Here is a 12,795-nt window from a genome sequence, read left to right as displayed (position 1 = left end):
GGCTGTCTGGAATGCGCGCTTCCAGAATGTCGCTTTCGATAGATTGCAACACGCCCGCAGCCTTGGCGCGTTCGAGGCGGGATGTGTCAACAGTTAGAAGAATATCCGCAGGGGAGTTCGCGCCCTCCGCCTGCATCCGCGCGATCAGCTCGTCTGCGTTGCCCTCGATCCGATTGATCGTGATCCCGGTAGCTTCTGTAAAGTCAGAGTAAAGTCGTTCGTCTGTGTCGTAGTGGCGCGAAGAATATAGGTTCACCTCACCCTCTGCTGCGGCGACGGTGCTAAGTGCGGTGCTGGCGATCATGGCCAGCGTCGAGGTTGTCCATAGGACACGCATGGGATTCTCCGTTGTATATATTCCTTACAAAAATAGTCAGTTACATATTTTGAGCATCTGATCAATAGTTCCCGACTATTTTTATCGGAAAATTTGCAGATCTATCAATCCTCAAAAAACTCTAGTTCTAGAGCCGCTTTCATAATTTGCTGCGCGTCTTGGCTGTTTTGCTTGCTTCATCCGAGGAACAGGTCGTCCAAAACACCAACCAGAGGCATTAAGAAATCGCCCTGTAAAGGGTCCGACGCTTCGGCAAAAAATGTGTCAATCATGGTGTTTGCAACGTCAAACGTTGCCTCGCTGCCATCGAATGTGTTCATGACATCGGCGGCGTCTTCTAAATCAGACATGCCGTGGCGAATTGCGAACAGCGTCCCTAAATCCGTTTTTGCGGCGAGGTAGTTTTGATCCGACTGCTGTTGTTCAATCAAAGCAGCGTCGCTGGTCGCCGGCAGCTCGAATTTTGTACCCTGCAAAATTTCGAGGATGAAATCACTTCGGCTAACTGCGCCAGATTCCAATGAGGCCTCCCAGAAGTCCAGGCCATCTGTGTCTGGTGTGCGACCCAAGACGTTTTGATACACATCCGAGATGAAGCGCAAACTACCGAGGTCGCTTGGGTACAAAATTTGGGTTTCCTCCTGATCTGCGAACAGTGCGGCGATGTCCGCAAGGGACGTACCATTGGCGTAGGCAGTTCCCCAAAACCCAAGTCCAATGGCGTCAGGCGCGCGATTGAAATAGGCGATGTACATCTCAACCAACGCGTCCATTGCGTCTTGATCGAGGTCTCGATGTCCGCTGAAAGATCGTAAATCCAACGGACCATCAAACCGGGTATCATTTATGCCAAATTCGATCAGTTCGATATTATTGAGTCGGACAGCGCCAAGGCTATCATCGCTTCGATCCGTGACGTTTGCGCTATCAGGATTAAGAGTGACCGTATATTGCGAGGGTGATCCGGCAAAAACGACCGTGTCCACGCCGTCACGTCCATCGATCCAAGTATGACGTTCGGTGGCGACCAGATTGGCATCATCCAAATCTGTGCCTTCTAGCAAAGTCATGGGTGCAGTGATTAGTGGATCCGCGTCTTCAGCCGGCAACGCGTTGAGAGACGCGTCAGAGAAAGAGGTTAACCTTGGTTCGTTCTCTACCAACACATCCGAACCTACGAATTCGAAGTGTGCAGCGGTTAACGAGGTTCCGCTTTGCATCTCGTGGAACACATCAACTGTTGTTCCGTCCTTTAAGGTGATCCGTGAGATGTTGCTGAACGGTTTGGTGATGGCATTCAAAACATCGGCTGCCGAGGTGAACCCACTGTCGATCAGGCGGATGACTTCGGTGGACAGGTCGAAATCTGGAAGAGTGTTGGTACCGTCGCCCGGGCCAACCACAAAGGTGTCGCGCCCAGCCCCGCCGAAAAAGACATCGTCACCAGCGCCTCCTCTCAAATCGTCGTCACCTGCGCCGCCATCCAACTGATCGTTGCCAGAGCCGCCGTAAAGCGTGTCATTGCCGAGTTGGCCAAACAAGTTGTCATGGCCTTGGTTGCCGTCAAGACGATCATCGCCTAACCCACCTTGCAAAGAGTCGTCGCCACCCAGGCCATTAATCGTGTCTGCTACATCACGACCAAAGATGCGCTCTGATTGATCGCTTGCGATTGACGGTGTTTCACCTGTTTTGGAAAACCCTGCGATGTCATATCCAATATCGGCGAGGATTGCTTTGTCGATATTGCTTAGCAAAACGCGTGAGCCGTTGGTCAGCACCGGGTCCAATGCAACGGCGTCATCGTTGAAACCCTCTTCGACATGGGCATGATCGTCTTCCATCGGGACCGACGCGCCATTATTGACATGTGTTGCGTTGGGCCCGGTGAATGAATGATCAACGATCAAGCGATCAAACGCGCCAGAGGTCCCAATCCCTAAAACATGGCCAATTTCGTGGATTGCAACGGATAGAAAGTCGCTCTGTCCACGTACAGGTCCGTCTAGGTCGAATGACCAATTTGCCTCGGGATTAAAGGTGATAGACCCAGCCCAAGGTTCAAAATCTGTAACAGGGCCGGTTCCCCGAAAATCAGACGTGATGCGCGCGGCGTACACATCACCCGCCGCATCTCCTCCTCCTGGGCCGGCAATTGCCAGCGTTGATGAGGCGAACGCCCGTGCGCCAACAAAAACAATAATGTCGTCCACTGGGTTTTCGATGGTGACTGTTTCGGTCGCAAAGGTAGATGGGTTTCTGATCGAAAAGACAGTTCCAACGGGCAGATCGTCAAAATCGTCACGAATGATCTTTTCCCATTCGTGCCCTGCGGCTTCGAGTGCCGTGCGTCGGTCTGGATTGTCGAAAAATCCGGTGCTGTCGAACCGGTAGTCGAATTGAAGCGTAAACGACACGAACCAAACCCCTTATCTCTTGTTGTATGAACCAAAGGCGATGCCTCGTGTTCGTCGCGCAGGACGGTCAACTTGGATAAAAGGATGCCGATAAACTTGGGCAGTTTCGTGATCGCTTTGGGGCGATAACTGATTAAAAAGGTTATAATTTTACGTAAATTCTATGGCTTAATGAATCAGGTCGTGGACTTGTGCCATTCCTTACAGTGATCGGGAGATGCGCTTTTTGTCTCACATGAATAGCTACAGTCCTGCGACCAAGCGCCTTGGTATACCACTGTAAACTGGGCTTGACGGACCGAGTGTCTCGGGTGCAGATGAAGTTGTTTACGGTCTGGATGTGTAACAGCATCTGGTGAAAAGGGAACGCGGTGCTTCGTATGAAAAATCCGTGACTGCCCCCGCAACTGTGAGCGGCGAGCGACGCTGAAATTGCCACTGGCCCTTCGACCGAAGGCTGGGAAGGCCAGCAGAGCAATGACCCGCAAGTCAGGAGACCTGCCGTAGGCCAACACCCAGTCCAATCGCGGGGTGCGGTAGGGCGGCGGCATGGTCCGTAGTGGTGTCTATCACCGTCTGCGGATGCGTACGCGTTCCAGATTATCGTTACCAATCCGGCGCAGCGCGCCGGGCAAAGCTGGGATCATTGCAATGGCACATCTCACGACCAAACTTCTCTTGTGTTCCACCCTTGTTGCGCCGTCGATTGCGGCCGCTCAAGACCTTGGTGGGGCTATTATAGAACTTGAAGAAATTGTTGTTTTCGGTGGCTTGTTACCCACCAACCTCAACACCACAGGTGCCACTATTGACGTGGCCGAAACCGACGACATCCGACGTGGCGGCGTTGGCGCGACCGCTGCATTGGACGCCTTGCCGGGTGTCGCTGTCAGCGCAAACGGCGGATTGGGCGGCTCGGCAACCGTTCGGGTCCGCGGCCTAAGCGGACCTTATGTGGGGGTGCGCGTTGATGGGATCGATGTTGCGGACCCGTCAGGCCCGCAAACGGCCTTCAACTTTGGGACTTTGACAAGCGGGTCGCTTGATCGCGTCGCCGTTGTGAAAGGGACACAGTCGGCCGTTTACGGCTCTGAGGCAATTGCTGGCGTTGTTGAAGTGGAAAGCTGGCGGCCTGCCGTTGATGGCGTGTCCGGTCAAGTGCGTGTCGAAGCGGGCAGCTTTGAAACACGTTCTGCCAATCTTAGTGTCGGCTACCTCGATGACCGGACCGAACTGGCACTAAGCATCGGCCGCGTCACGTTAGGCGGGTATTCAGCCCGTGCCATTGATGATGAGAATGATGGGTTTGAACAAAGTACAGTCAACCTTTTTGCGGCTTATCAGGTCAGCGATGCAATTCGTCTGGGTCTGACTGGGATTTGGTCCGATGGGTCTGCGGAATTCGACCGGTCTGATTTTGACAATTCCGGTGAGATCGATGAAACGCGGCGTGGTGTGCGTGTGTTCGGTGAAGTCCAGGCCGGGGCATGGACACACGAGCTGTCGTTTAGCCGCTATGAAATCGACCGTTTCGATGCGGGCGGGTTCACACAAGATTTCCTCGGAGAACGTGACACCGCTGCTTATCTGGCTCAGGGCGAGATCTCACAGAGCATTTCTTTGGCCTTGGGTGCAGATTGGACCGAAGAGCGGTCCGAGTTGGACGGCGAAACCTACGATGCCTCCAATTCAGCGGCTTTTGCGGAACTCAAGGCGACCCCGACTGACGCGATCGAGCTATCTTTGACGCTGCGCTATGATGACTACTCGGACTTCGACGGGCAATTCTCGGGGCGCGCTGCTCTGTCCTACCAATTGAATGAGGCCACCATTGTACGGGCTTCGCTCGGAACTGGGTATCGTGCGCCGTCGCTTTACGAACGGTTTGGCCCGTATGCCGGATCAATACCTTTGGACCCAGAAGAAAGCCTGAGTTTCGACCTTGGGATTGAGCACTCCTATGGTGATCGTGGTTCGGTCAAAGCCACGTTGTTCTGGGCCGAGATCGAAAACCTGATTGGGTTTGGGTCGTCGTCAAATTGCCTGCCCTCGCAGGCGTTCGGTTGCTACATACAGACGGATGGCACCACCGAAACGCGCGGTCTTGAGCTCAGCGGGTCATATGCCATCACCGACCGGGTCCGGTTGTCTGGGGCCTATACATTGACCAACGCTGAAAACAACGGTGACCGCGTGGTTCTTGTGCCGCGCCATGATCTTTCGCTCGCGCTTGAAGCGGATGTCACGGATCGTCTGCAAGTGGGTGTGAACGTGACTCGCGTGGCGGATACGCTTGATGGATTTGGGACGCCAACACCGTTGGATGACTATACCGTGTGGGATCTGTCAGCCCGCTATGACGTCACCGACAAAGCTTCCATATACGGGGCGATCGACAATGTTGGGGACGTGTCCTACCAGACCGTTCGCGGTTTCAACGCGCCCGAGCGGACCATCCGCTTTGGCATTGAAACATCCTTCTAAAGGATGCGGCGTCTTGTGGCGTTGATGAGTTTTGTGCTGGCCCCGGTTTGGGCCAGCGCATCAGATCTGCCGGGTGTTGTGTCAGTCAATGTCTGCACGGATCAACTTGTAATGCTCTTGGCTGCACCAGAGCAGGTCGTTTCGTTGAGCAAATTATCGACAGACCCGCGAACGTCGGCAATGGCGGATCAGGCTGGGCACTTCGCCCTTAACAACGGCACGGCTGAGATGATCGCGGTTCAGGCCCCTGATGTTGTCGTTGCTGGACAATACAATGATCCTGCGATGCTGGCTTTGCTCCGCTCGATCGGTATCAAGGTTGTCCAGTTCCCGATCACAACATCGCTTGAAGCGATACCGCAAGAGATCCGTCTAATGGGCAAGGTGTTGGGTCAGGAAGTCAAAGCTGACCAGATTGCGGTGAAATTGGAACGTGATCTGACCAATCTGACCTGGGCCACATCCGACGCGCCCCTGGCAGCATTTTTTCTGCCTAATGGGTATGCGCTGGGGGCAGGAACGCTTAGCCACGATATTCTGATCGCAGGGGGCGCACGGAATCTCTCGGTCGAACTTGGCTTTCAGGGGAATGGTACGTTGTCACTTGAGCAGGTCATCCTGTACCAACCTGATCTGTTGATCGGGTCTCAAGAGTATTCGGGTTTTTCATTGTCGGAAGAGATGGTCGGCCATCCATCATTGGCCGATTTTCCAGTTATGCAGACCAATGTGGATTGGGTTTGTGGAACGCCTTTGGTCATGAATGCGATTGCAGATGTGGTAGATCAGATCGGCCAATTGCAGGCGGTCGAGCCACAGTGACATCTGTTAGGTCGTGACCTGTTCCTCTAACATTTGACGTGAGAGGAAAAGCGCGCCGTCCAAAGCCGTACCATTGGGCTTGGTCACCCGTGCTTGAAAGGTGTCATCCAGCCAGTGCTCGTAGTATGGTCCAAGCCCGCCGGTGAGGCAGACCACCTCATCTTTGTTCAGGCTGGCAATACCCAAGCACTGGTTTAGATAATCCGCGCCTGCCTCGACTAACGTAAGGGCGTTTGGGTCAAGTGCCTTCGCGGCAGCCATAATGTCTGGCGCAATATTGGCATAGACCTCTGGTGTTGCATTCCGCGCGAAGGTGATCATGTCCCCCGGCTTACGGCCAATCTGTTGGACCAACGTTTCTACAAAGTCAGATGTGTCGACCAATCCGTCCAAGACCAGTGCACAGCGTTGAAGTGCTTGCTGTCCCAACCATGCGCCAGACGCCTGATCGCCAAGGTGCAGGCCCCATCCGCCAATGAATCGGATTTTGGTATCTCGTTTGATGGCTACAAAAGAACCAGTGCCCACGGATACCACTGCGCCCTTCTGATGGCCAAGTGCGCCCGCGACCGTTGTGGTTTGATCTTCGCTAACCATGCAGTGGGCGAAGGGTAGGGCTTTGGCGACCTGATCTGCGTCGGTCTTGGAGACAACTCCAGCCAAGCCGATATGTGTCGGTGCCGCCTTGAGGTCTTCCAACGAAAGGCCAGCGCCCGTCGCCGCCTCGGTCAGGGCGGCAATGATGTGCTTAACTGTTCTTGCGGGATCGCTTGTGTAGTTTGCAGCACCACCTGAGCTTGATCCGATCACGTTACCCAAACCATCACTGATCGCCACACGGCACCCTGTGCCGCCGCCGTCCACCCCAATCACAAAGGTCGATGCTTGGTTCATAAATTAGGCTTTAGCACAGCCAAATCCGTCATGTGCAGAGGTTAAGTTAGAAAGGCGAAAGTCATGCAACAAAAAGGCCGCCGGGATAATCGCCCGGCGGCTCTGGTCATTCAAACGAAAGTTCTCGTTACCCAAGTACGGCTTTGACGGCATTAACCGTCCCTGCCACCACTTGATCTGCCTCTTCGCGGCTCAGGCAAAAGGGTGGGGCAAACCCAAGAATGTCACCTTGCGGCATCGCGCGGGCGATGATCTTGTCTTGTTCCAAAAGCTTGGCCGAGATCTGCGGCCCGATTTTGTCTGCTGGGTCAAAGAACGCTCGATTGGATTTGTCTTTCACGAACTCAACTGCGCAGATCATTCCGTCACCGCGCACCTCACCGACATTGGGGTGGTCGCCCAACGCTTCGATCATGGTTTTGTTCAAATAGCCGCCGACCTCACCTGCGTTCGCGATTAGCTTCAGGTCATCCAACAGCTTGAGATTTGCGACACCAGCCGCAGCGCCGATGGGGTGTGCAGAGTATGTCCAGCCATGACCAATCGGTCCGTTTTCGTCTGTGCCCTGCTCAAGCACCGCCCACACCTTATCCGACACAATAGAGCCAGACAGCGGAGCATAGGCCGAAGTCAGGCCTTTGGCGATGGTGATGATGTCGGGCTCGATCCCATAGTGTTCGGACCCGAACATGGTGCCAAGACGGCCAAAGCCGGTCACGACCTCGTCGGCGATCAACAGAATATCGTGCTTATTCAAAACAGCCTGTATGGCCGCCCAATAGCCTGCGGGTGGGGGGACGATCCCACCTGTGCCCAACATCGGCTCACCGATGAATGCGCCGATGGTGTCGGCACCCTCTCGCGCGATCATGGCTTCCAGATCAGCCACGCATTGTTCCACGAACTGTGCTTCGGTCTGATCCAAGTTTTCGCGACGATAGTAGTAGGGTGCAGTTGTGTGGACGACCTGTTCGATGGGCAGATCGAATTTTTTGTGGAAAAGCTCAAGTCCGGTCAGCGATCCGGTGACAAGACCCGACCCGTGATATCCGCGCCAGCGCGAGATGATCTTCTTCTTCTGCGGGCGGCCCAGAATGTTGTTGTAGTACCAGACCAGTTTGACATTGGTTTCGTTCGCGTCAGAACCGCCAAGGCCGAAATACACCTTGGACATATGCGACGGCGCACGGTCGAGGATCATCTTGGACAGGGTTATCGACGCTTCTGTGCCGTGACCAACATATGAATGGTAGTACGCCAGTTCCTTGGCCTGTTCGGCAATCGCTTCTGCAATTTCCTGCCGGCCGTAACCGACGTTGACGCAATATAGTCCTGCAAACGCGTCAAGCAGCCGTGTACCGTTGCGGTCTTCGATGTGGACACCCGACGCGGTTTTGATCACCCGACTCGGGCTTTCACCCCGAGCGTGTTGCGCGAGGTGGGTAGACGGGTGGAAAAAGTTGTCTCGATCCCACTGATCAAGTTGGTCATTCCGCAGCATGTCGTTTTCCAGTCATTAAAGGTGGCAAATCGTTGTGCACATCAGTCGATATTTCCCAATCATGTCAAGGAAACACAGCCCGATTCTGTGCGCTGTTCAGCAGTATTCCCGCTGAGTTGTGTACATCTTACAAAATAACTTGCTGAGGACCAAGCATGCCCGACGGAAAAGCACCGTTTAGCCAAGTAGAATATGACCGACGTATCGCTTTGACCCGCTACGCAATGGATGTTGCCGGGCTTGATGCCCTTTTTATCACTGATCCGTCGAATCAGGCGTGGTTGACCGGGTATGACGGGTGGTCTTTCTACGTCCATCAAGGCGTCCTGCTGCGCATGGAGGGAGAGCCGATCTGGTGGGGCCGTTTCATGGATTCGATGGGAGCGCTGCGTACCTGTTGGATGTCTGAGGACAACATCTTCGGATATGCGGACAGCTATGTGCAATCCACCGTGCGCCATCCGATGCAGGATCTTGCGGAACGCATGCGTGGTTTTGGCCTCGAAAATGCGCGGATCGGCGTCGAGATGGAAAACTATTACTACTCTGCTAAGGCGCATGAGGTCTTGTGTGCCGAACTGCCAAATGCGCAGGTTTCGGATGCCACGGCGCTGGTGAACTGGCAGCGCTTGGTGAAATCACAAGAGGAAATAGCGTTTATCCGCAATGCCGCGCGTATTTCTGAACGCGTCATCAAAACGGCAATGGATCGCGCCGCACCAGGGGTTCGCAAAAATGACGTTGTGGCTGATATCATGCATGCTGGAATCACAGGCGTTGATGATATCTGGGGGGATTACCCCGCGATCGTTCCGTTGACGCCATCAGGGCTTGATGCCACCGCCGCACACCTGACGTGGAACGGAGATGTCATGCGCGAAGGGGAAGCGACCTTTTTCGAACTCTCGGGCTGCTATCGCCGCTACCATGCGCCACTTTGCCGGACTGTTTTCCTTGGAAAGCCGCCGAAAGAGATGCTGGATGCCGAACAGGCGCAACTTGAAGGCATCGAAGCAGCCCTTGATGCGGCGCGGGCCGGAAATCGCACCAGCGATATTGCACAAGCCCTTGTAGATGTCTTGCAGCGACACGGCATTTTCCGTGAAGGTCGTTGTGGGTACCCGATTGGCCTTAGCTATCCTCCGGATTGGGGTGAACGGACGGCATCGTTGCGGGTTGAGGATGAAACCATCCTGCAACCCGGGATGACGTTCCATTTTATGCCAGCCCTTTGGATGGATACATGGGGGCTTGAGACCACTGAAACCATCCTGATCACCGAGGACGGCCCTGCCGAGCCTTTGTGCAACGTCGAGCGAAAGCTGTTCGTGAAGGATTAACGCCGTGGAATACTTGCAGCGCACAACCGAAATTCTGGGCGATTTGATCGCCTATCCGACCATTTCGGCTGACAGCAACTTCGACATGATCCTCCACATGGCGGGTCTGCTGGAAGAAGCCGGCGCGCGCTGTGATGTGATGTCATCGCCTTGCGGCACCAAGGCCAATCTGTTTGCAACTCTGGGGCCGGATCGCAACGGCGGGATACTACTCTCGGGACATAGCGACGTCGTTCCGGTCGCCGATCAGGCATGGACGCGCGATCCCTTTGAGATGGGCCACACCGATGGTCGTCTTTATGGTCGCGGCGCCTGTGACATGAAGGGGTTCATCGCCGCGACACTTGCAATGGCGCCTCATTTTGCCGAACGAGTTGGTGACAGGCCGGTGCACTTTGCATTCACCTATGACGAAGAGGTCGGGTGTATGGGTGCGCGCCATTTGGCCGAGACTTTGGCAGAGCGTGACCTGACACCTGGCGTTGCGATCATTGGTGAACCGACCGAGATGCGCATCATTGATGGACACAAAGGATGCAACGAGTACACGACTCATTTCAACGGATTGGCAGGACACGGTTCACTGCCGGATCATGGCGTGAACGCGGTCGAATACGCGGTTCGATACGTGAACCATTTGCTCGGTCTGAAAGAAAAGTTGCAGGCACGAGCACCACAGAATTCTCCGTTTGATCCACCCTGGACCACAGTCAACGTGGGGTCTTTGGTGGGCGGAGTGGCACATAACGTGATTGCACCGTCAGCGCAGGTCGAATGGGAAATGCGCCCGGTCCAGCCTGGGGATGTCGAATTTGTGCGACAAAGCCTAAACGACTATTGCGAGGCTGAACTGCTGCCAAAAATGCGCGCAGTACATCCCGGCGCTTATATCACCACCGATGTCATCGGCGAAGTTGTTGGCCTTCTGCCCACCGATGAAAACGAAGCCCGCAGGATTGTCTCGGAACTGACGGGTGCCAACAGCTCGGACGTGGTGGCGTTTGGGACCGAAGCGGGTTTGTTCCAAGCACTTGGAACAGATGTGGTGGTCTGTGGTCCGGGATCGATTGAACAGGCGCACAAAGCTGACGAGTACATCGCCATTGACCAATTAGCGCAGTGCCTGGGTATGCTCGAAAGGCTGGGGGATCGGCTTGCTGCTTGACGGCACAGAAGAAATCAGCGCGGATGCTGCGGCGAGTGTCAAAGACCGGCATGCAGCCATGCACGGCGAAATCCGGCAGCGAATCTGTTTGCTTGAGTATCCGCCCGGGGCGCAGCTTTCGGAAACCGCATTGTCCGAAGAATTCGGCACCAGCCGTACGCCTATGCGCCGCGTTCTAGCGCGATTGGAAGAAGAGGGACTTGTTCACTCGGTGCATGGTGTTGGAACCTTTGTCACCGACGCGGATATTAAAGAGCTGGAACAGGCCTATCGGCTGCGGGTGGAATTGACCGCTTTGACCGGGCGGCTTGATCCTGTCATGCCCAGTGCGACGTTTATGGTGCGCCTGCAAACCCTCATAGAACGTGCGGCCAAAATGATTGCGGACGGGACGCCCAAGGCGTTTACAGCGCTTGATATGGAGGTTTTTCAATCACTTTTGGAGCTGACTGCGAACGAACCATTGCGGCAGGTCTTGGAGCGTTTGTACTACCAGACCAAACGTCTTTGGCTTGTCCGTGCGATCAAGTCTGAATTGGACTTGTGCGAAGAGTACAGAATTTTCCTGCACGAACTTGAGGCTGTTCAGATCGGTTTGCAATCGGGGGATCTGAACGCCGTTGCTCAGATGCAGCGCGCGCATATCTCAATGAGCTTTAACCGGCTTCTCCAACAGAAAGACTGATCCAAGCGTCCGCTCAACCGAACCTCGCGAGAAGTAGAGACACCTTAAAGCAACATCCCAGCATGTATTTTTCACGCTAAGGTGGTGCGCGGCGCTGTCTCCGGTATCTTTGCGGCGGATAGGATTGCGTCAAACACACTTTTAGCCGGACCAAAGCCTCGTTTGGCCTCATGTTCAGGGCGTTTTCCTTTCAAAAACTTTTAACGTTGCCCCATTCACGCCGAATTTGGATTGCATGTTGTATTGGTATTGGCACTGAAACGTAGTGTTTGCGAAATCGATACTGGGTGCTTGGGGTGCGTTATGAACAAGACACTGGCAGATTATAAGAACACAAGATCACGAGATTTTTGGTTCGTGATCGCCATCGGCTCAAGCATCTTGGCGGTGAGTTTGCTGCTCATTTCCAGGGTGTTCGAAGAAAGTGATTCCTTTATGCTCATCGCGGCGTTCATCTTGCTCGCTGCGGCTACCATCAGTGGAATCATGAATCTTTTCCGTGGAAGGTCCATTGCTGTACAGATTGCTGCAAACAATCTCGCAATGAATTTGCAAGAACAAGCGCTTGAGAAGCACACGATTGTCAGCGTTACCGGCCACGATGGTCGGATCGTCGCTGTAAACAATAACTTCACCGACGTTTTTGGGTACTCAGGCGAAGAAGTCATCGGTCAAAAACCATGCCTTTTGTACCCGGACGATACCGAAAAGCTTGTTCACGAAGCAATGCTAAAGACCATCTATGCTGGTCAAGTATGGTCAGGTTTTCAGCGGCTCAAGGCGAAATCGGGTCAGACGATCAACGTCAAGACGTCAATCTTTCCCAAAGTAGACGAATTCGGCGAAATCTCAGAGTTTGTGACCGTCCGCACTGATGTGTCCGATGCTTTTACCGAGAGTGCCAAAACAGGTCGGAATTCCGTGGTCGAAGCATTGCCCGATGGCGTGTTCATCTACGATCCGGAGTCTTTTGCAATCAGCTACGGCAACGAAAACTTCCGGAGGCGCGTCGGCTGGAAGTCTGATCTCGCACAACCAAAATCTGTTACAAGCCTTTTTTCAGAAGAAGAGCTCAAGCTGTTCCGTCGTTACCTTGTTCCGTTGATCCACGGTGAATCAGCTCGAGCAGTTTTTGAATTCGAACATGAAA

The 12,795-nt window shown here is 54.2% G+C and carries 9 protein-coding genes, 1 pseudogene and 1 riboswitch; of the genes and pseudogenes, 6 read left to right on the top strand and 4 right to left on the bottom strand.

Annotation, left to right across the window (positions count from 1 at the left end; translation table 11 throughout):
- A pseudogene (locus ACTG4M_RS15635) lies at positions 1-337 on the bottom strand (Fe(3+) ABC transporter substrate-binding protein); the annotation flags it as partial.
- A gap of 176 nt (positions 338-513) precedes the next feature.
- Positions 514-2,754: a DUF4214 domain-containing protein gene (locus ACTG4M_RS15630; protein ID WP_439124592.1), complete on the bottom strand. Its 2,241-nt coding sequence runs from the start codon at positions 2,752-2,754 to the stop codon at positions 514-516.
- A 314-nt stretch (positions 2,755-3,068) separates the two neighbouring features.
- A riboswitch (cobalamin riboswitch) is annotated at positions 3,069-3,274 on the top strand.
- Between the two features lie 131 nt (positions 3,275-3,405).
- Here ACTG4M_RS15630 and ACTG4M_RS15625 point away from each other — a divergent pair.
- Together ACTG4M_RS15625 and ACTG4M_RS15620 are read left to right on the top strand one after the other, a co-directional pair.
- Positions 3,406-5,238, top strand: coding sequence for a TonB-dependent receptor plug domain-containing protein (locus ACTG4M_RS15625; RefSeq protein ID WP_439124591.1), 1,833 nt, complete (start codon positions 3,406-3,408; stop codon positions 5,236-5,238).
- Positions 5,239-5,241: 3 nt separating this feature from the next.
- Positions 5,242-6,060 (top strand): ABC transporter substrate-binding protein, encoded by an 819-nt coding sequence (locus tag ACTG4M_RS15620; protein WP_439124590.1) that lies wholly within the window; start codon positions 5,242-5,244, stop codon positions 6,058-6,060.
- 6 nt (positions 6,061-6,066) lie between these two features.
- Here the strand turns inward: ACTG4M_RS15620 and ACTG4M_RS15615 are convergent, their stop codons facing one another.
- Both ACTG4M_RS15615 and ACTG4M_RS15610 read right to left on the bottom strand, forming a co-directional pair.
- On the bottom strand, positions 6,067-6,954 hold the full coding sequence (locus ACTG4M_RS15615) for a BadF/BadG/BcrA/BcrD ATPase family protein (RefSeq protein ID WP_439124589.1): 888 nt from the start codon (positions 6,952-6,954) through the stop codon (positions 6,067-6,069).
- 127 nt (positions 6,955-7,081) lie between these two features.
- Positions 7,082-8,455 (bottom strand): aspartate aminotransferase family protein, encoded by a 1,374-nt coding sequence (locus ACTG4M_RS15610; protein WP_439124588.1) that lies wholly within the window; start codon positions 8,453-8,455, stop codon positions 7,082-7,084.
- A 155-nt stretch (positions 8,456-8,610) separates the two neighbouring features.
- Between ACTG4M_RS15610 and ACTG4M_RS15605 the strand changes: the two genes are divergently transcribed.
- The 4 genes from ACTG4M_RS15605 to ACTG4M_RS15590 all read left to right on the top strand — a co-directional run.
- Positions 8,611-9,795 (top strand): M24 family metallopeptidase, encoded by a 1,185-nt coding sequence (locus ACTG4M_RS15605; RefSeq protein ID WP_439124587.1) that lies wholly within the window; start codon positions 8,611-8,613, stop codon positions 9,793-9,795.
- Positions 9,796-9,799: 4 nt separating this feature from the next.
- Positions 9,800-10,960 (top strand): acetylornithine deacetylase, encoded by a 1,161-nt coding sequence (gene argE / locus ACTG4M_RS15600; RefSeq protein ID WP_439124586.1) that lies wholly within the window; start codon positions 9,800-9,802, stop codon positions 10,958-10,960.
- Entirely contained in the window at positions 10,950-11,645 is a 696-nt protein-coding gene (locus tag ACTG4M_RS15595; protein WP_439124585.1) for a GntR family transcriptional regulator, read from the top strand. The genes argE and ACTG4M_RS15595 overlap by 11 nt, the downstream gene beginning before the upstream one ends.
- A gap of 303 nt (positions 11,646-11,948) precedes the next feature.
- The coding region (locus ACTG4M_RS15590) for a PAS domain-containing protein (RefSeq protein ID WP_439124584.1) at positions 11,949-12,795 on the top strand (847 nt) is incomplete at its 3' end.

The organism is Marivita sp. (assembly GCF_965656765.1).
Taxonomy (GTDB): Bacteria; Pseudomonadota; Alphaproteobacteria; order Rhodobacterales; family Rhodobacteraceae; genus Marivita.
This window is presented reverse-complemented; position numbering and strand designations above follow the sequence as displayed.

Excerpts from the sequence above, each read along its gene's own strand:
- ACTG4M_RS15605 (WP_439124587.1), top strand. The coding sequence starts at position 8,611 with ATGCCCGACGGAAAAGCACCGTTTAGCCAAGTAGAATATGACCGACGT.
- ACTG4M_RS15625 (WP_439124591.1), top strand. The coding sequence starts at position 3,406 with ATGGCACATCTCACGACCAAACTTCTCTTGTGTTCCACCCTTGTTGCG.
- ACTG4M_RS15610 (WP_439124588.1), bottom strand. The coding sequence starts at position 8,455 with ATGCTGCGGAATGACCAACTTGATCAGTGGGATCGAGACAACTTTTTC.
- ACTG4M_RS15615 (WP_439124589.1), bottom strand. The coding sequence starts at position 6,954 with ATGAACCAAGCATCGACCTTTGTGATTGGGGTGGACGGCGGCGGCACA.
- ACTG4M_RS15620 (WP_439124590.1), top strand. The coding sequence starts at position 5,242 with ATGCGGCGTCTTGTGGCGTTGATGAGTTTTGTGCTGGCCCCGGTTTGG.